The organism is Hymenobacter edaphi, from assembly GCF_003258365.1.
Taxonomy (GTDB): domain Bacteria; phylum Bacteroidota; class Bacteroidia; order Cytophagales; family Hymenobacteraceae; genus Solirubrum; species Solirubrum edaphi.
The window spans coordinates 1-18,817 of the sequence record NZ_QHKM01000017.1 but is presented as its reverse complement, the minus strand read 5'-3'; the positions used below and the strand labels follow the sequence as shown (position 1 = coordinate 18,817).

Annotated in this window: 17 protein-coding genes; 11 read left to right on the top strand and 6 right to left on the bottom strand. The window is 64.7% G+C overall.

Translation table 11 applies throughout. The annotated features are described in order from the left end of the window. Positions 1 to 151: 151 nt before the first annotated feature. The 3 genes from DLM85_RS24445 to hslV all read right to left on the bottom strand — a co-directional run bounded on the left by DLM85_RS24445 (position 152) and on the right by hslV (position 2,306). Positions 152 to 1,123 (bottom strand): deoxyhypusine synthase family protein, encoded by a 972-nt coding sequence (locus tag DLM85_RS24445; RefSeq protein ID WP_111480817.1) that lies wholly within the window; start codon positions 1,121 to 1,123, stop codon positions 152 to 154. A gap of 125 nt (positions 1,124 to 1,248) precedes the next feature. Next, positions 1,249 to 1,764 carry a hypothetical protein gene (locus DLM85_RS24440; protein ID WP_111480816.1) on the bottom strand — a complete coding sequence of 172 codons (516 nt, stop codon included), beginning with the start codon at positions 1,762 to 1,764 and terminating at the stop codon, positions 1,249 to 1,251. Further along, positions 1,764 to 2,306, bottom strand: coding sequence for an ATP-dependent protease subunit HslV (gene hslV, locus DLM85_RS24435; protein WP_111480815.1), 543 nt, complete (start codon positions 2,304 to 2,306; stop codon positions 1,764 to 1,766). Before hslV ends, DLM85_RS24440 begins: the two co-directional genes overlap by 1 nt. A 185-nt stretch (positions 2,307 to 2,491) precedes the next feature. On the opposite strand from hslV, the gene DLM85_RS24430 reads away from it, so the two are divergent. Next, a complete protein-coding gene (locus DLM85_RS24430; RefSeq protein ID WP_111480814.1) occupies positions 2,492 to 3,082 on the top strand; it encodes a hypothetical protein in 591 nt (196 codons plus the stop codon). Positions 3,083 to 3,282: 200 nt separating this feature from the next. On the opposite strand, the gene DLM85_RS24425 is transcribed toward DLM85_RS24430, so the two are convergent. Beyond that, a complete protein-coding gene (locus DLM85_RS24425; protein ID WP_111480813.1) occupies positions 3,283 to 5,043 on the bottom strand; it encodes a pyruvate dehydrogenase complex dihydrolipoamide acetyltransferase in 1,761 nt (586 codons plus the stop codon). 705 nt (positions 5,044 to 5,748) lie between these two features. Further along, complete coding sequence (locus DLM85_RS24420; protein ID WP_111480812.1) at positions 5,749 to 6,363, bottom strand: histidine phosphatase family protein; 615 nt, start codon at positions 6,361 to 6,363, stop codon at positions 5,749 to 5,751. Between the two features lie 85 nt (positions 6,364 to 6,448). On the opposite strand from DLM85_RS24420, the gene DLM85_RS24415 reads away from it, so the two are divergent. From DLM85_RS24415 to DLM85_RS24380, 8 genes are all read left to right on the top strand, one after another. Further along, positions 6,449 to 6,904, top strand: a complete 456-nt coding sequence (locus DLM85_RS24415) for a hotdog fold thioesterase (protein WP_111480811.1) — start codon at positions 6,449 to 6,451, stop codon at positions 6,902 to 6,904. Continuing rightward, positions 6,905 to 8,110, top strand: a complete 1,206-nt coding sequence (locus DLM85_RS24410) for a chorismate-binding protein (RefSeq protein ID WP_111480810.1) — start codon at positions 6,905 to 6,907, stop codon at positions 8,108 to 8,110. It abuts the gene before it with no gap. A gap of 27 nt (positions 8,111 to 8,137) precedes the next feature. Then, positions 8,138 to 8,584: a hypothetical protein gene (locus tag DLM85_RS24405; RefSeq protein ID WP_111480809.1), complete on the top strand. Its 447-nt coding sequence runs from the start codon at positions 8,138 to 8,140 to the stop codon at positions 8,582 to 8,584. 119 nt (positions 8,585 to 8,703) lie between these two features. After that, a complete protein-coding gene (gene menD / locus DLM85_RS24400) occupies positions 8,704 to 10,635 on the top strand; it encodes a 2-succinyl-5-enolpyruvyl-6-hydroxy-3-cyclohexene-1-carboxylic-acid synthase (protein WP_111480808.1) in 1,932 nt (643 codons plus the stop codon). Positions 10,636 to 10,785: 150 nt separating this feature from the next. After that, positions 10,786 to 11,610: a 1,4-dihydroxy-2-naphthoyl-CoA synthase gene (gene menB / locus DLM85_RS24395; protein ID WP_111480807.1), complete on the top strand. Its 825-nt coding sequence runs from the start codon at positions 10,786 to 10,788 to the stop codon at positions 11,608 to 11,610. 129 nt (positions 11,611 to 11,739) lie between these two features. After that, on the top strand, positions 11,740 to 12,363 hold the full coding sequence (locus DLM85_RS24390; protein WP_111480806.1) for a hypothetical protein: 624 nt from the start codon (positions 11,740 to 11,742) through the stop codon (positions 12,361 to 12,363). Between the two features lie 105 nt (positions 12,364 to 12,468). Continuing rightward, on the top strand, positions 12,469 to 12,825 hold the full coding sequence (locus DLM85_RS24385; protein WP_207891098.1) for a DUF6370 family protein: 357 nt from the start codon (positions 12,469 to 12,471) through the stop codon (positions 12,823 to 12,825). Positions 12,826 to 13,045: 220 nt separating this feature from the next. Beyond that, positions 13,046 to 15,295 carry an N-acetylmuramoyl-L-alanine amidase gene (locus DLM85_RS24380; protein WP_133257267.1) on the top strand — a complete coding sequence of 750 codons (2,250 nt, stop codon included), beginning with the start codon at positions 13,046 to 13,048 and terminating at the stop codon, positions 15,293 to 15,295. 456 nt (positions 15,296 to 15,751) lie between these two features. Here the strand turns inward: DLM85_RS24380 and DLM85_RS24375 are convergent, their stop codons facing one another. Then, complete coding sequence (locus tag DLM85_RS24375) at positions 15,752 to 16,354, bottom strand: hypothetical protein (RefSeq protein ID WP_111480804.1); 603 nt, start codon at positions 16,352 to 16,354, stop codon at positions 15,752 to 15,754. Between the two features lie 366 nt (positions 16,355 to 16,720). On the opposite strand from DLM85_RS24375, the gene DLM85_RS24370 reads away from it, so the two are divergent. Then, positions 16,721 to 17,176, top strand: coding sequence for a hypothetical protein (locus DLM85_RS24370; protein ID WP_111480803.1), 456 nt, complete (start codon positions 16,721 to 16,723; stop codon positions 17,174 to 17,176). A 407-nt stretch (positions 17,177 to 17,583) separates the two neighbouring features. Next, positions 17,584 to 18,714 (top strand): AMP-binding protein, encoded by a 1,131-nt coding sequence (locus DLM85_RS24360; RefSeq protein WP_111480801.1) that lies wholly within the window; start codon positions 17,584 to 17,586, stop codon positions 18,712 to 18,714. The last annotated feature ends 103 nt before the right edge of the window (positions 18,715 to 18,817 follow it).

The window sequence follows — 18,817 nt, the reverse complement described above, 5'->3', positions numbered from 1 at the left end:
TATTATAATAAGTTTCGCTACCGGCCTCACTTTCACCAGACGCGGCTACCCGGCCACCCGGCGGCATCAGCTGACAACGGGCAACGATGGTTCATAAAAAAAGCCCGCCGCTGGTTTCAGCGACGGGCCCCCTTACGCGCGGTGCGGCAGCTTATTGCCCCAGCACCATGGCAAAAATCAGCGGCGCCACAATCGTCGCGTCCGATTCGATGATGTACTTGGGCGTGTCCTGGCCCAGCTTGCCCCAGGTGATTTTCTCGTTGGGCACGGCACCGGAGTACGAGCCGTAGGAAGTGGTCGAGTCCGAAATCTGGCAGAAGTAGCCCCACAGCGGCACCGAGGTGCGCTGCAGGTCCTGGTGCAGCATGGGCACCACGCAGATCGGGAAGTCGCCGGCAATACCGCCGCCAATCTGGAAGAAGCCCACCTTGCTTTCCTCCTGGGCGTTCTGGGTGTACCAGTCAGCCAGGTAGATCATGTACTCGATGCCGGTGCGCACCGTGTGCACGTTCTTGATGTCGCCCGAGATGACGTGGCCGGCGAAGATGTTGCCCAGCGTGGAGTCTTCCCAGCCCGGGCAGATGATGGGCAAGTTTTTCTCGGCGGCGGCCAGCATCCAGCTGTCCTTGGGGTCGATCTGGTAGTACTGCTCCAGCTCACCCGACTTGAGAATCTGGTAGAAGAACTCGTGGGGGAAGTACCGCTCGCCGGCTTTATCGGCCTGCTCCCAGAACTTGAGCACCGAGTGCTCGAGGCGGCGCATGGCCTCCTCCTCGGGGATGCAGGTGTCGGTCACGCGGTTCATGTGGCGCTCCAGCAGGGCCTGCTCGTCGGCGGGGGTCAGGTCGCGGTAGTGAGGCACGCGCTCGTAGAAGTCGTGGGCCACGAGGTTGAAGATATCCTCTTCCAGGTTGGCACCGGTGCAGCTGATGATCTGCACTTTGTCCTGCCGGATCAGCTCGGCCAGCTGAATGCCCATTTCGGCGGTGCTCATGGCGCCGGCCAGGGTAATCATCATTTTACCGCCGTCGGCCAGGTGCTTGTTGTAGCCCTCGGCCGCGTCGATGAGGGCGGCGGCGTTGAAGTGGCGGTAGTGGTGCTTGAGGAAGTTGGTTACGTTCATTTCGGGTTGGGTTGTACGTGGTGCCTCCTGCTGATTCGTCCGAAGCACCGGCCCCTAACGCGGCCCCGCGGGGCGTAGTTCACTGGCCGATGCGGAATGTTCAGGCAGTACGAAGGCTGCTTGCGTCAGTTGTTTGAAGTGAGAAATTGAATCTTGCCAAAGCAGGTTTGGGTGACCGAACAGTTCAGCTTATTTACAGCGGCTTCTGAGCTGGTCTTGACTCTGGGGAACCAAGGATAAGCGGAATCGTTGTTCGGCCGAATGGTCGAGTCTGGCTGCACCCGTAGGGTTGCCCCCACCCGGATGCGCTTGTCATAGACCTCCTGGAAGCTATTCTTTCCGCGCCATTTCAAGGTTGCGGTTGCTCTCGACAGCACCCGGATCGAGTCCCCGGCAGCCGTAACACCGATTAGCATAGCAGGATCGGCGCCCCAGCCGTTATGCGTGAGGCCGCCTCCGCTAAAATAGATGACCGTCAACTCGACCTCGTGCCCAAGCTGAAAATAGCGCCAGGTGCTCCTGCAGCTTTTTACAAACTCGGTCCGCCCAAGCTCAGCCTGAGCGTTGGTAGGCGAAGCAATGGGGCGCGCACAGGCCGTGAGGAACAGCCCATAGCCCACAATCCACTGGCTGCGGTCCATTACGCCTTAGGCTCCTCGATGATTAAGTTGTGGTTGGTGTAGATGCAGATGTCGGCCGCAATGTGCAGGGCTTCTTCCACCATTTCGCGGGCCGTCAGGTGCGGGGCGTGCTTCTTCAGGGCCAGAGCGGCGGCCTGGGCGTACATGGCGCCCGAGCCCACGGCGGCCACGTCGGAGTCGGGTTCCAGCACGTCGCCCGAGCCGGCAATGATGAGCAGCTCGTCCTGATCGGCCACCACCATCATGGCTTCGAGCTTGCGCAGGTACTGGTCCTTGCGCCAGTCCTTGGCCAGCTCGATGGCGGCGCGCTTCAGGTTCTGGCCGAACTGCCCAAGCTTTTCCTCGAAGCGTTCCAGCAGGCTGAAGGCATCGGCCGTGGAGCCGGCAAAGCCCGTCACCACCTTGCCGCCGTGCAGCTGGCGGATTTTGCGCACGTTGTTCTTGGCCACGTGCTTGTCCATGGTGGCCTGGCCGTCGGCGCCGACGGCCACCTGGCCGTTGTGGCGGATGCCGAGCACCGTCGTGGAGCGGATTTTCGTCATAGTCAGCGGGGCGCCGCTAGGGCAACCGGGCCGCAAAGCTAGGGCCTTGCCCGCTAATTCCGGTGCGGGGCACCAAACGGCGCGACCCGGCCGTCCCACGCCCGGCATCACATGATCGGGTGAGTCGGCCAACCTTTCGGGCGGGCCACGCCTCTTTGCCCCGAACCCCTTGACCGTTACCCCGCTTGAAAACGCGCCTTCTCGTCTTCTGCCTGTCCCTGCTCACCCTTGCCCTCGGCAGCTGCGACCGGGACCAGCCCACGCCCAAGTACACCAAAGCCTGGCTGAGCCAGGCCGACGGCGACGTGCTGACCTTCCGCAACCCGACCACCGGGGCCACCGAGAGCGTGCGCGCCACGGTAACCGAGGTCACCGCTTCGCGGGCGGGCAAGTTCGACCTACGCAGCCGCGACTACCAGACCATCACCCTCGCCTACGCCCCGGCGGCCGCCCCGGGCTCCGACCTGTTTCAGCTGCAGTTCAACGGCGACGGCATGGTGATAATGGGCATCACCGCCAACAACAGCTTTGAGCGCTGCGCCTACGTCGACACCCACCGACAGGCCGACAAGGAGCTGGTCTACGGCACGGACATGGTTACGGCCGAGCGGCTGGACAACCTGCTGCTCGACGGCCGCAGCCATGCCCGCGTGGCGCACGTGCGCTACCTCAACCCGAGCGGCTGGAACCTGATTGCCGGCTACTGGTACTCCAAAACCGACGGGTTGGTGGCCTACACCAAAACCGACGGCCAGACCTGGTACCGCGTCTGGTAAAGGAAAATGCTCAGCGTGTCAGGGCGAGCTGGTCGCTACATCTCGCGGGCTGGCATCAGGTAATAAATCCTTGTTCAACGAGGGAAGCACCATCCAGCGAGATGTCTCGGCTTCGCTCGCCCTGACAGCTTCCGCGTAAGCGAAACGGCCCGCTCTGCAGTGCAGAGCGGGCCGTTTCGCTTACGCGGAAGCTGTCAGGCTCAGATGAGCATGCGCATCGGGTCTTCCAGCAGGCTCTTGAGCGTCTGCAGGAAGGCGGCGCCGGTCGCGCCGTCCACCACGCGGTGGTCGCAGCTCAGCGTCACCTTCATGATGTTGCCGACTTCGATCTGCCCGTCTTTCACCACCGGCGTCTGCTTGATGCCGCCCACGGCCAGGATGCAGGCATCCGGGGGGTTGATGATGGCCGTGAACTCGTCGATGCCGAACATGCCCAGGTTGGAGATGGTGAAGGTGCTGCCTTCCCACTCGGCCGGCTGTAGCTTCTTGCTCTTGGCCTTGCCGGCAAGCTCTTTCACCTCCGCGGCAATGGCCGAGAGACCTTTCTGGTCGGCGTTGCGCACCACCGGCACCAGCAGGCCTTCGTCCACGGCCACGGCCACGCCGATGTTGTACACCTTGTTGACGCGGATTTTGTCGCCCAGCCAGGAGGAGTTGACGGCCGGGTGCTGCTTCAGGGCCACGGCGGCGGCCTTGATGACCATGTCGTTGAACGACAGCTTCACCGGCGACAGTTCGTTGAGGCGCACGCGGGCTTCGATGGCCTTATCCATGGCAATTTCCATGGTCAGGTAGAAGTGCGGGGCCGTGAACAGGCTCTCGGACAGACGGCGGGCAATAACCTTGCGCATCTGCGACACCGGCGTTTCGGTGTAGGTGCCTTCGGCCGCGGCGGGGGCGGCCGGCGCGGCCGCCGGAGCAGCCTGGGCGGTCGGAGCGGCGGCGGGCTGCGGGGCGGCCGCCGGCTGGGCCGGAGCGGGCTGCGGCGCGGCGCCGGGCTGGGCGTTTTCCAGGTCGCGCGACACGATGCGGCCGTTTTCGCCCGAGCCGCGTACCGTCGCCAGGTCGATGCCCTTTTCCTGGGCAATGCGCTTGGCCAGCGGCGACACGAACGTGCGGCCCGAGCTGGTAGCCGGAGCCGCCTGCGGCGCGGCAGCCGCCGCATTGGCCGCCGGGGCCGGAGCAGCCGGAGCCGCTTCAGGGGCCGGGGCGGCCTCCGCCGCGGGAGCGGCGGCCGGGGCCGGCGCAGCACCGCCCGACTGCCCGCCAATCAGGGCCTGCACGTCGGCGCCTTCTTCGCCGATAACGGCCAGCACGCCGTCGACGGGCACGGACTCACCGTCCTTGGGCCCGATGTAGAGCAGGGTGCCGTCTTCGTAGTTTTCCAGCTCCATGGTGGCTTTGTCGGTTTCCACCTCGGCCAGCACGTCGCCCGATTTCACTTTGTCGCCGACCTTCTTGAGCCAGCCGGCAATAACGCCCTCGGTCATCGTGTCGCTCATCTTGGGCATGCGGATGACGGTAGCTTTTTTGCCGTTGCCGGCCGGGGTGGCGGGAGCCGCCGCAGCGGGCGCGGGCGCCGGGGCAGCGGCCGGCGCTGGGGCCGGAGCGGGTTGCTCAGCCTTGGGCTGCTCGGGCGCCGGGGCGGGGGCCGGAGCCGGCTCAGCGGCCGGGGCGGCACCGCCGCCCTGCACCTGGCTCAGCAGGCCGGAAATATCTTCGCCGTCTTTACCGACGATGGCCAGTACGCCATCCACCGGCACCGATTCTTTCTCTTTCGGACCGATGTAGAGCAAAGTGCCGTCCTCGTAGTTCTCCAGCTCCATGGTCGCCTTATCGGTTTCCACTTCGGCCAGGATGTCGCCGGACTTTACTTTGTCGCCCACCTTTTTGAGCCACGCGGCGATGACACCTTCCGTCATCGTGTCGCTCATCTTGGGCATTTTTATGATTTCGGCCATTGCAAGTCGCTAATTGAGTTCAAGGGGTCAAAAATAGACCGGATTTTTTGGGGGTACAAACCCGAATTTCCGCAAACGTTTCCAGTCCGTTTCGGGCTTTGGCGCTATGAAAGTGAGGGCTTAGTACGTAAGCTGACCGCTCAATGTATAAGAATGGGAATAACCCATTCAGCAGGCATCTCGCAGGGTTTACCACGGCCAACAACGATTTGCGGCCGTAGTTTTCGGATGTGCTGCTCTAATTGCGGCAGAAGGCGGGCCAGTGAATCCGGCACCGGCTTTCCCGCTAAAAGGAGCAACGTAACAGCCGAGTCGGGCTGAGCCCGGGGGTGTATGCTAGCGCCCCAGAGCCGAAAGTAAGAGAGCCGTCGGCTGGCGGTGTCGGCCTTTACGGCCACGAATACCTTTCCTGTGAAGCTGCACTGCATGGCCACGGGCCGCAACAACGCGCTATCAGGAAATTGAACGGAGTAGCACTGCGGCGGAAAATAATCAATGATTTTACCGTCCTTCCGGGGCCTAGTTGTATCGGGGAGCCCAATGTATGCCGCTGCTTGAGCCACTGCGCTGCTGCTTGTATCAGCCCGAGAATCCCCTGGCTTCTTGGCTGTGGTTTGATTGTGAGCATCAGGCGTGCCGCAGGCGACTATGCCCGTAGTCAGTAGCCAGCCAAAACCACATATCAACTGCCGCCCAACCATTGCCTTACCCCAAATGTGCCGTATCCATATAGTTGCGCACCGCGAACATGGAGCCGGTGTAATGCACCTTGTAGAGGCAGAGGTTGCGGTGTTCGAAGTGGTCCATGCGGCTGAGCGGGTAGCCCAGCAGCTGGCAGAGCAGCACGCGCATGGCACGGCCGTGCATGCACACCAGCACGTTTTCTTCCTCGGGCCGGCCGCGCAGCACTTGCTCGATGAAGGGGCGCTGCCGGGCCGCTACCTCCTCCGGACTCTCACCACCGGGCAGGCCCAGGTGGGTTTCGCCGCGCTGCCAGGCCCGCAGCAGGCCGTGGTACTCGATGTCCTCTTCGGGCGTGATGCGGGTGCCTTCGCGGTGGCCCCAGCTGATTTCGTCGAGGGCGCGGTGCTTCTCGTGGGGCAGGCCGGCGTCGAGAAACGGCTGAATGGACTGCTGGGTGCGCATCAGGGTGGAAATGTGCACGCGGTCGAAGGGCACGGCCGCGTAGGCGGCGTGAAACTGCCGGGCCTGCTGCTGGCCCGTGTCGTTGAGGGGAGCATCGATGCCGCTGCCCTGCACGATGCCGCGCACGTTGAAGTACGTCTGGCCGTGGCGGATGAGGTAGATTTTCTTGACCACGCGGTTTTGGGCGTAGTTTTGCTGGATGGGGCCCTAAAAGTAGCACTTTAGCGGCCCGAACCACCCGAGAGCCGAAAAACGAGCTATGCTGCCACCTTCCGCCACCCTGCCCACCGTCGCCGAGCTGAACGCCTGGTCGCGCCACACCATGGGCGAACATCTGGGCATTGAAATTACCGCCGTCGAGGAGCGCGCCATCGAGGGCCGCATGCCCGTCGACCACCGCACGCACCAACCCATGGGCCTGCTGCACGGCGGAGCCTCGGTGGTGCTGGCCGAAACGCTGGGCAGTATCGGCGCGGTGCTGCAGGTCGACCGCAGCAAATACGCCTGCGTGGGCCTGGAAATCAACGCCAACCACATCAAAAGCGTGCGCTCCGGCTACGTCATCGGCCGGGCCGAGGCCCTGCACCTGGGCCGCACCACCCAGATCTGGGAAATTCGCATCCGCCACGAGGAATCGGGCGCGCTGATCTGCATCAGCCGCATCACCATGGCCGTCATCGAAGTGCCGGCCAAGAAAGCCCAGCCCGCCGCCTAAATGCACACCCCGACTACCGAAGCCGCTCCTTCGGCCACGGTGCGCCGGCTGGTGGCCCTGGCGCTGCGGCACGCGGGCTCGGTGGCCTTGTGGCGCCTGCCCCACGCCGCCGCGCCGGTGCTGCTGCTGAGTTTGCGGCCGCTGCACCTCTCGGGCCTGCCGCCGAGCCTGGAGCCCCAGGCCCCGGCCGGCTTCGCCTTTTACCCCTTCCAGGACGGCGACACGGCCGAGGCCATGCTCTTGCCCGCCGACGTGGTGCTCGACTTTTCGGCCGGTCAGCAGTTGCGCCTCTCGCACGCGCTGCCGCCCGAGGCCGTGGCGGCCGTGCAGCGCGTCATCCACGAAACCGACGAGCCAGCCGAGCTGCAGTGGCACGTGAGCCCGCAGCCCCTGCCCGCCACCGCCGACCGCGCCAGCTACGAGTCCTTCGTAGCCCAGGCCGTGGGGGCCATCCGGGCCGGGCAGATGACCAAGGTGGTATCGAGCCGGGCCGCGCGGTGCCCGCTGCCGCCAGGCTTCGACACCCTGCGCGCCTTCGATACCTTGTGCCGGCAGCACCCGCGGGCTTTCGTGAGCCTGGTGAGTGCGCCCCAGGCCGGCACCTGGCTGGGGGCCACGCCCGAGGTGCTGGTGGAAACCGACGGGGCGGAGTTTCGCACGATGGCCCTGGCCGGCACCCAGCCGCTCACGCCCGACATCACCGCCAACTCGGCCATGTGGCGGCAGAAGGACATCGAGGAGCAGGCCATGGTGGGGCGCTACGTGGTGGGCTGCTTCAAGCAGCTGCGCATCCGCGACTACGACGAAACCGGCCCCAAAACCGTGCAGGCGGGCAATCTGCTGCATTTGCGCACCGAATTCCGGGTGGATCTGAAGCGCGTCACCTCCCCCACTTTCGCCACCGACATGCTGCGGCTGCTGCACCCCACCTCGGCCGTGGGCGGCATGCCCCGCGAGGCGGCCCTGCAGTTCTTGCAGCGCCACGAAGGCTACGACCGCACCTACTACAGCGGCTTCCTGGGCCCGGTGAACCTGCCCGCACCCGGCACCTCGCGGGTGTTCGTGAACCTGCGCTGCATGCAGCTGCGCCCCACCGAGGCCATTTTGTACGCCGGCACCGGATTGACCTCGGAATCGGAGCCGGCCAAGGAGTGGCTGGAAACCGAAATGAAGCTGCGCACCGTGGGCTCGGTGCTGGACGAGTAGCCCTACGCTAGGTATTATTCAGCCGCTATGAATGCTCCGAAACTTCGGGTCGAAGGCCAGCTTATCACGTTCAGGCTGCTTTCCGACGAGAAAACCTGGAAGTCCAGTATGCAGTTGGCGGGCCGCTCAGTTGACCTCGAACTGGAACTGGATGTCGCGCAGATTGACAAGGCTAACTGGCCGAAGCTGGAGACTACGCTCGAATTGCTGATAGCCCGCTACGGCTACTTCATTGCCAAAGCCGAAAGTAGTTTGCGCTACCTGGCGCGGGAATCAGGGCTGTTTGACGAAATCAGCATACTGGCTATCAAGCCTGTCCTTAATTGCATAACGCTTGATTTTCCCTTCAGCGCGATGCTCTCGTTCCAACTGAATTTCTGCCTTGATGCCGCCCAACGACTAGATGAATCAGGCGACTGGAAGGTGTCGTTTCTGAAAGAGCACCTAGTTGGCCTTGAGCGCGTCCAAGGATAAACACGGCGTTACCCTGGCCAACGCCGCTGCGTAATCAGGCTGCGCAGCGGCTTTTCACAAAACGCGGCCGCGCTTTGGCTGGGTACCTCCTGTGCAGCAGCCACTACCTTTGTCCGCCTATGTCCCAGCTGTTGCAGCCCATCCACAACATCCCCGAAATCTGCGCCCAGCACGGCATCACCGACGTGGTGTTGTCGCCGGGCTCCCGGTCGGCCCCGCTCACCATTGCCTTTGCCCGCCACCCCGAGCTGCGCGTGCGCGTGGTGCCCGATGAGCGGGCCGCCGCCTTTATCGGGCTGGGGCTGGCGCAGGCGCAGCGGCGGCCGGTGGCGCTGGTGTGCACCTCGGGCACGGCCGGGCTGAACTACGCGCCGGCCGTGGCAGAGGCGTTTTTCCAGCAGATTCCGCTGGTGGTCTTCACCGCCGACCGCCCGCCGGAGTGGATTGACCAGCTCGACGGCCAGACCATCCGCCAGCCCAACCTTTACGGCCGCCACGCCAAGGCGGCCGTAGAGCTGCCCGTCGACTTCACGCACGCCGATGCCCGCTGGCAGGCCACGCGCCTGGTCAACGAAGCCATCAACCTCAGCCAGGAATTTCCGGCCGGGCCGGTGCAGGTGAACGTGCCCCTGCGGGAGCCGTTTTACCCCAAGGCCGGCGAGGAAATCCAGTACGAGCAAGTCAAAATCAGCCGTGAGGTAGCTGGCGCCCTGCAACTGCCCGCCGCCGAGCTGGACGTGCTGCGCCGGCAGCTGCGCCAGACGCCCCGGGTGCTGGTGGTAGCCGGCCAGCATCCCCACGACGAGCCCTTGTTGCTGGCCCTGCGCCGCTTCGGCGCCGCCTACCAGGCCCCGGTGGTCGGTGATTTGATTGCCAACGTGCACCAGCCCGTCGGGCCCGATTACGACGCGGCGCGCACCGCCCCGCTGGGCCGCCAGGACGTGTTCATGGTGGTGCCCGAACCGGGCCTGCGCGAAGCACTACGGCCGGACTTGCTGATTACCTACGGCCAGTCGCTCATTTCGAAAGCCCTGAAAAACTACCTGCGCGAATACCCGGCCACGCAGCATTGGCACGTCCGGCCCGCCGGTCCGGTCGCCGACACCTTCCGCTCCCTCACGCGCATCATCCGGATGGAGCCGGCCGCGTTTTTCGAGGCTATACTCAGTGGGAATAAAGTCTACGAAGACGCTGTACCAGGCTCGATTCCTGGCGTGGCTACAGCCGGTTCCAGTTCCTCCGTTGCTGCTGATGCAGTCATGAGTTCAACTCTCGTCCCCAACGAACAACGAACAACGAACAACGAAAAACAAACCAGACTAGCCTGGCAAGGCCCCGGCAGCGCCCGCGCCGAAGCGGCCGCGCCCAAGGACGCCTTCACCACGCCCTGGCAGCGGGCCAACGGCTGGGCCACGGACTTCGTGCGCGAGTTCGTGCAGCAGCCCGCGCAGCCGTTCAACGAGTTTACGGCCATCTACCGCACCCTGCAGCGGGTGCCCGCCGGCGCGGCCCTGCACCTGGCCAACAGCATGGCCGTGCGCTACGCCAACATCCTGGGCTTGCCGACTGGCAGCACCGCCGAGGTCTTCGCCAACCGCGGCACCAGCGGCATCGACGGCTGCAACTCCACCGCCGTGGGCGCGGCCCTGGCCCACCCCGCGCGCCCCGTGGTGCTGCTCACCGGCGACGTGGCTTTTTTCTACGACCGCAACGCGTTCTGGCACAATTATCCCACGCCCAACCTGCGCGTCATCCTCATCAACAACCACGCGGGCGGCATCTTCCGCCTCATCGAGGGCCCAAGGCAGCAGCCGGAGCTGGAGGAGTTCTTCGAGACGCGGCAGGCGCTGACGGCGGCGAATACGGCCCAGGATTTCGGCCTGCGCTACTTCACCGCCGCTACCTTCGCGGAACTGGATAAGGTGTTACCTGCTTTCTTTGCACCATCGTCCAAAGGCAACGCGGCCGTGCTCGAAATTACCACCGACTCGGCCACCAACGCCGCCTTCTTCGAGCAGTACCGCGCCGCCGTGCGCACGGCTTTTTCTTAATCGTCCACTTGTCAGGCCGTCATGCGCATCTAGCGTCCGCTTGTCGAAGCATCTCTACCGCTTCGTCAGATAGCAAAGTAACCAGCAGGAGTCAGCACGCGAGATTCCTCGACTTCGCTCGGAATGACGTTCTATTTTCCTTCCCACTCCATGTCCCAACAAGTCAACTGGACGCCCATCAAGGAATTCAAGGAAATTCTGTTTTCCTTCCACCAGGGCATTGCCAAAATCAGCATCAACCGCCCGCAGGTCCACAACGCCTTCACCCCGCTCACGGTGCAGGAAATGATTGAGGCCATGCACATCTGCCGCGACCGGACCGATATCGGCGTGGTCATCCTCACCGGCGAGGGCGGCAAGGCCTTCTGCTCGGGCGGCGACCAGAGCGTGCGCGGCCACGGCGGCTACGTGGGCGACGACACCGTGCCCCGCCTGAACGTGCTCGACCTGCAGAAGCTCATCCGCTCCATTCCGAAGCCCGTCATTGCCATGGTGGCCGGCTGGGCCATCGGCGGCGGCCACGTGCTGCACGTGGTGTGCGACCTGTCCATTGCCGCCGACAACGCCCGCTTCGGCCAGACCGGCCCGAAAGTCGGCTCCTTCGACGGCGGCTTCGGTGCCAGCTACCTCGCCCGCGTGGTGGGCCAGAAGAAGGCCCGCGAAATCTGGTACCTCTGCGACCAGTACGACGCCCAGGAAGCCCTCGACATGGGCCTGGTGAACAAGGTGGTGCCGCTGGAAAAGCTGGAGGAAACCACCCTGGAGTGGTGCCGTAAGATTCTGGAGAAAAGCCCGCTGGCCCTGCGCATGCTCAAGTCCTCGTTCAACGCCGAGCTCGACGGGCAGGCCGGCATTCAGGAGCTGGCCGGCAACGCCACGCTGCTCTACTACCTCTCGGAGGAAGCCAAAGAGGGCAAAAACGCCTTCCTGGAAAAGCGCCAGCCCGATTTCGACAAGTACCCGAAGTTCCCGTAACCGCCGCGACGAGTTCGGCCACGTAGCTTCCGAACGCCCTATGCTGCGGCCAGCCCGGCAGCATAGGGCGTTTTGATGTTGGGCTGGGGCGGGGCGCCTGACGGTGGACTTTCGCGCCTATTTTACCGCATGAACTCAACGCGCATCCTCGTCCGGACTACTACTGCCAATTTCTGGTGGGGCGCGTACGGCCTGACCAACCAGGCAGACTGGGAGGACCTGGAGTTGTGTTACGAAGGCGGGGAACGGATTGGCCGCGTCTGCCTGAATGGCAAAGAGTATCTGCGCGACGCTTTGCCCGAGTTGCAAGCCGACCCCGCCGAAAAAGCCTACGCCGCCGCCCTTCAAACCTACCTGGCCGACACCGGTTGCCATTACTGGTTTTACTACGACGAGCCCGGCAGTCCGTATTTTTACGAGGCGCCGTACGAGGCGCCGCGCAACGCCAACGGCGTCAAGCCCCGGTTCACCGACATCTGGCATCCGGATGAGCGCGTCGGCCTGGCGACGGTGCAGGACGCGGTGCGGGAATTTGCCCGGGCCTTTTTGGGACTGGCGGCCTGCGAGGTTATCATAACGGAACCCGAGCCGCTGGAAAAAGCCGTTGCGACGTTTAAAGGGCACCAATTACTTTTCAACGGTGATAAGCCGGTGAAAATACATTTTGCGGATAATGTCATTTCGGAGCTGGCCGAGGTCTGGGGAATTACGCCGGAGGCAACCCTGCAAAAGCTACAAGCCAGCACGCAATGACTTCGCCGGTTGACTGCCGGGCGGCTCTTGCTCAATTCGCCCTCGGGGCCGCACCGGCCGCCTGCCGGATGTATCTTTAGCCGCTCCATTTCCCTTGTTCGCGCCATGAAGCTCCTCGCCCTGCTCCCGCTGCTCATAGCCCTATCGGGGCCGGCCCTGGCCCAGCCCAAGCCCGCGCCGGCCGCAGCGGCCCAGTCTCAGCCGCCCCTGCGGGTGGTGGAGGCTTCCTGCGGGCAGTGCCGCCTGGGCCTGCCGGGCAAGGACTGCGACCTGGCCGTGCGCTTCGATGGCCGGGCTTACTTCGTCGACGGTACCAGCATCGACGCGCACGGCGACGCCCACGCCAAGAACGGCTTTTGCAACGCCATCCGCCGGGCCGAGGTGCGCGGGCAGGTGGTGGGGCAGCGCTTCGTGGCCACGCACTTCCGCCTGCTGCCCGATTCGACTGCCGCCGGCCACTGATGCCCGTTGCCGACAGCTCAGCGGATGCGGTACCCCCGACAGCCAGCCTCGCCCATCCCGGCGGGGCTTTTTTTGTGGATGGCCGGTCGGCAGCTTAAATCGGGACCAACCTCCCATTTTGACAAAAAAACCAAAAAAACCACGCCGCTACCGTGAATAATTTCAGCATAGCTGTACTTTACTGATACAAATTCCCAAAACACCTAACCACCGTTCCAGTATGACCAAACCCCTACTCCTTTGGGTAGGCCTGCTCGGCCTGTCCCCCATGCTGAGCGCCCAGACGGCGCCCGCCGCCCGGCAGGCCAGCAGCGCCGAAACACCCTACGCGGCCGACTTTGCGGCCGCTTATCAGCAGTATCCCTCGGTGCCGCGGGGCGTGCTGGAGGCCGTGGCCTACACCCAGACGCACATGCGCCACGTCGGCGCCGCCGAGCAGCCCAGCTGCACGGGCATGCCCCTGCCTTCGGGCGTGATGGGGCTGTTTGCCGACGGCAAGGGCTACTTCCGCGAAAACCTGCGGCTGGTGGCCAAGCTCTCGGGCCTGAGCGAAACGCAGATCAAAACCGAGCCGGGCAGCAACATCCGCGCCTATGCCGCGGCCTACGCCCAGCTGCTGGAACAGCTGCGCCTGCCCTCCGGCGACGTGGCCCGGCACCTGCCGGTGCTCCTGGAGCTGAGCGAGCTGCCGCTGGCCCCGGACGCGGTAAACAGCTTTGCCCGCGACTCGCACCTCTACAGCGTGCTCACCTTCCTGACCAAGGCTGAAAACCAGCAGCGCCACGGCTTCCCGGATTACCACCTCGATCTGCCGGCTCTCTTCGGCGCCAATTACCGCGTGCTCAGCGCGGGCAGCACCGAAGTATCGGCGCGGGGCGTGCAGGGCGGCGGGCAGCAGTTCGAGCCCGGCGCCTCGCCGTATTCGGTGGTCACCTCCACCGACTACGGCCCGGCGCTGACCAATCTGACGACCTGCAACTACAGCTCGCGCAGCGGCACGGCCGTTACGCACTACGCCATCCACACCGTGCAGGGCACCTACGCGGGCTGCATTTCGTGGTTTAAGAACTGCTCCTCCAGCGTATCGGCGCACTACGTGGTGCGCAGCAGCGACGGGCAGGTGACGCAGATGGTGGCCGAAAGCAACAAGGCCTGGCACATCGGCTCGGAAAACCCTTACACCATCGGCACCGAGCACGAAGGCTACGTCGACGACGCGTCGTGGTACACCACGGCCATGTACAGCAGCTCGGCCGCGCTGGCGCGCGACATCGTGGGCAGCGGCTACGGCATCAGCGGGCTGCGCACCTTCTACGGGGCGGCCACCACGGGCACGTTCAGCACCGGCGGCTGCGTGAAAATCAAAGGCCACCAGCACTACCCCAACCAGAGCCACACCGACCCGGGCGTGAACTGGAACTGGGAGAAATTCTACACCCTGGTGAACAACGCGCCGGCGGTGACGACGCTGACGGCCGCCTCGGGCACGGTGTACGACGCGGGCGGCGCCGCCGCCAACTACGGCGACGACGTGCGCCAGTGCCAGCTCATTGCCCCCACCAACGCCACCAGCGTGTCGCTCACGTTCAGCTCGTTCGATCTGGAAAGCAGCTACGACCACCTGCTCGTCTTCAACGGCTCCAACAACCAGGCCCCGCTGATCGGCAAGTACTCGGGCACCACCAACCCCGGCACGCTCACCGCCTCTTCGGGCAAGATGTTCCTGGAGTTCCGCAGCGACTGCGCTACTACCCGCGCGGGCTTCGCGGCATCGTGGACCTCGAACGGCGGCGGCACGTCCTGCCCCACCGACGCGTACGAAAGCAACGGCACGCTGGCTACGGCCCCGACCGTCGGCGTGAACGTGAACAACGCGGCCTACATCTGCCCGGCCGGCGACGTGGACTGGTACAAGTTCACGAGCAGCTCGACCAACAACAACCTGAAAATCACGCTCACCAACGTGCCCGTCGACTACGACATGGAGCTGTATAACGCCGCCGGCACGCTGCTGTACTCCTCCACCCAGCCCGGCACCACGGCCGAATCTATCGTTTACAACGGGGCGCCCGCGGCCACTTACTACGTGAAGGTGTACGGCTACAACAACAACACCAGCACCTCGGCCTACACCCTGCGCGTGGCTACGCAGTCGGTGGCGTGGCGGGCCGCCGGCAGTACGTCGGTGGCCGCCGGCGGCCCGGCGGAGCTGGAGCGCCCGGTGGTGAAAATGACCAACCCCGTGGCCGTGGGCGAGCAAACCTGGCTGACGGTAACCGGCTACGAGGGCCCGGCCGAGCTGGGTCTGCGCGACACCCAGGGCCGGCCCGTGGGGGAAAGCACCCACGCCGAGTTCCGCACCGGCCAGCCACTGGGCTACACCCTGCCCGCCGGCCTGCGCCCGGGCATCTACCTGGTGCGCGTGCAGCTGTCCACCCACGTGCAGACGCTGAAGCTGCTGGTGCAGTAGCCGCCGCGCGTCGGCCATGCAAAAAAGCCCGAACCACGGCCGTGGTTCGGGCTTTTTTTGGGCGTGGTAGTCAGCAGCTGCCAATGCCAGCTGCCGGGGTTGATTGAATCCGTTCAGGACAGCCAGTTCAAGCGTGTTGCGCATCAAGCCAGGGGCCGAGGCATTGCGCTCGATAGTAACTGCCTCGTGGAACGGGAAGGGCACTAACTACCATCACGAGCTGTATCGACAAGCTCGCCATGACGTTCCGTAGCAGCTTCATTGTCGGATCCTGGCCTGCAACGGCTTATTCCATCTGTTCGCCTAACTCGTGGCTTGTCTGGCCGGGGCCGCCGGGCACCGGTTCTCCGAGGCGGGAACACGGCCCAAGCGCCCGCCCGCGCCGCCCGACAGTCAGCAGGCAGCTAACCGGATCGGGCGGCGCGAACGGGCGCCTTGGCCGTGGGCCGGGCGAACCTAGCGGTTGGCGGCCGTCTGCTCGATGACGCCGCTCACGTCCTGCTGCCGCTTGATGGTCAGCGGCAGGGAGGTCAGCGTGATGACGGCGTTGTTGTTGGTGGAGCTTTCCTCGTAGCGCAGCAGAGTTTTTTCGCCCCGCCAGGTGAAGCGCAGCTGCCCGTTGCCTTTCTGCTCGCCGGGGCCGTAAAGGGCCTGCAAGCGGGCAAGCACGGCGTGGCTGTTGGCGGCTCCTTTGGCAGTAAAGGAGAGAGTCAGCAGCTTGCCGCGGTAGAATGCGTATTTCGGCGCATCAACCGCCGCCCCGGCCCAGCTCAGGCTGTCGGTGTCGCGGTGGCAGTACGTCAGGCCGTTGTCGTGCCGGTCGTAACTCAGGCCCTGCACGGCGGCGCTATCGGCTTCGAGGCGCACGCCGCGGAGGCCGTAGTGCAGGTCCAGCTTCTGGGGCGACGGCGGCAGCGGAGCCGGGGTCGGAGCCGCAATGACCACCTTGGCGCTGGCCGGAGCCGGAGCGGCAGCCGCCTTGTTTTTTGTACTTGTCGAATGTTGGGCGGCCACTGGCAGCGCCAGTACGGTCGGGAATAGCAGGCAGATCAGACGCATATGCAGGCAAGAGGAAGCACGCGTAAAGGAAACGAAAGCTGCCGAAAAAATCCAATAAACCAAAGCACTGCAATGCATTTCAGCCGAAAATATGCTAAATAGCAGCATATTATTATTAAAGTATAATAGCTTCCTTGCCGTGTCCATATATTCCCATATTGAGGGAATAGTCCCATTGTTGGAACAGCCCGGGACCGGAAATATTATTATTGTATTTTATTATCCTCCCTATATCGAATCTTGTCTTTTGACGCCGTTGGGCGGCTTGCCATACATTCGCAGCCAGCTGGCCGGGAGCCGACTTGATTACGCAGCCGCCAGCCGCTAGCTTGTTCCCGTTCCGCATGGCCCGCCCGTCTTTTTCTCATGAAGCCTATCCTCCTCACCCAGAGCCTGCACCTGGCACAATACCTGCTGCAAAGCCTGCTTATGGCCGGGGTGGTGCTGTGGGCCCGCCCGGGGCTGCAGCGCGTGCCGGGTCCGGCCGGCGGGGCGCCGGCCCTCGGCCCGTACGCGCTACTGGCCTTTTTACTTATTCTAATGGTGGGCAGCAGCCTCTACACGCTCTCGCGCTACCTGCGGCCGGAGCTGCGGCGGCCCATCCGCGAAAACCGCCGGGTATACCGCGGCCGGCAGCTGCTGCACAACAGCCTGCTGGAGTTGCTGGCGCTGCCGCCCCTGCTGCTCTACGCCGACAGCGCCGACCCGCTGCATCTGTTGTATTTCGCGGTGCTCAGCGCCGGGCTGGCGGCCATCAACTGGCCCACCCAACGCCGGTATCAGCGCTGGCTGCTGGCGGCGGAGCGGCGGCGCCTGCGCTAGAAAATGGAGCCGTAGCCTTCGTAACCGGCGCACCAGGCGTAAAAGTCGCACCTGGCCTGGTCGTCGGCTTCGCTTGCGGTGGCGGGCCGGGGGCGCGCAGGCGCCGGGACCGGGGCCGCCGCGGCCGGGCGCTCGGGCGTGGGGGCAAAAACCGGCTGGACGGTCGTAACGGCGGGACTTGCGGGGCGAACGGACGTGCTCATGGCAGCAACATGGAATGGTACAGCTGCTATAAGATACGAGAAAAACACAGTAAGCATCCACTCACTCACCAGCTGACTACTCTTGCTAGCTGACCGGAGCAACGGCGGCCGGTTGTGGCGGAGCGCAGCGGGCTTTGCCGGCCGCATCTTTTCTTTGCTGCGGCCGGTATCAGGGTAGGTTCCATTCCCGGTCTTTCATCGCCCATGCCCGCTACCACTGCCCCCGACGCGCTGCTGCTCAACGGCCACCGCTACCGCTACGCCGACATTCAGGAATATCCCGGCCACGCCGGTCACGATATCAACGGCTACGAGGCCCGGGTGCTCGACTTCTGCCGGCAGTGGCTGAATGGCGTGCAGGAGTTTGTGCTGACCACGTCGGGCTCGACGGGCCCCGCCCAACCCATCACGCTGCGGCGCAGCCAGCTGGAGGCCAGCGCCCGGCGCACCATGAACCACCTGGGTCTGGGCGTGGGCCAGCGCATGCTGGTGTGCCTGAACTGCGAGTACATCGGCGGGATGATGATGCTGGTGCGCGCCTTTGAGTACGGGCTGCACCTGACCATCACCGAGCCGGTGAGTGACCCGTTTGCCCTGCTCCCGCCCGACGCGGCGTTTGACTTCGGCTCCTTCGTACCCTTGCAGCTGCGGGCGGTGCTGGCGGCCGGCCACGCCCCGCGGCTGGAGCAGATGCGGGCCATTCTCATCGGCGGAGCGGCTGTGGATGCGGGCCTGCTGCAGCTGGCGGCCCCGCTGCAGGTGCCGCTCTACCACACTTACGGCATGACGGAAACCTGCTCCCACGTGGCCCTGCGCCGCCTCAACGGGCCCGAGGCCTCGCCCTACTACCGGCTACTGCCCGGCCTGCACGCGGAGCAGGACGCGCGCGGCTGCCTGGCCATCCGCGGCGACGTGACCAGCCAGGAGCTGGTGCAGACCAACGATCTGGTGCGCTTCGCGGCGCACGACCACCACCTGTTCGAGTGGCTGGGCCGGGCCGATTTCGTCATCAACTCGGGCGGGGTGAAGGTGCCGGCCGAAAAGGTGGAGCAGGTGCTGGAAGTGACGCTGGCCGAGCTGGGCCACCTCGGCCGCCGCGCCCTCGTCACCGGCCGCCCCGACGAGCGGCTGGGCCAGCAGGTGACGGCCGTGGTGGAAGGTGAGCCGCTGCCCGCCGCGGCCTGGGAAGCGGTGCTGGCGCTGCTGCGTGAGCGGCTGGGCCGCTACGAGGTGCCGCGGGCCGTGTACTACGCGCCGCAGTTTGCCCAAACGGCCAACGGCAAGCTGGACCGCCGCGCCACGCTGGCTGGACTAGAGCCTGTTATGGACTGGTAGCGTAATTTGGGGGATGGCTCAACGCAAAGGCTACCCCAGCGATGTATCAGATGCGGAATGGATGTTTGTCGCGCCGTATTTGGCCCTGGTACGCGAAGACGCA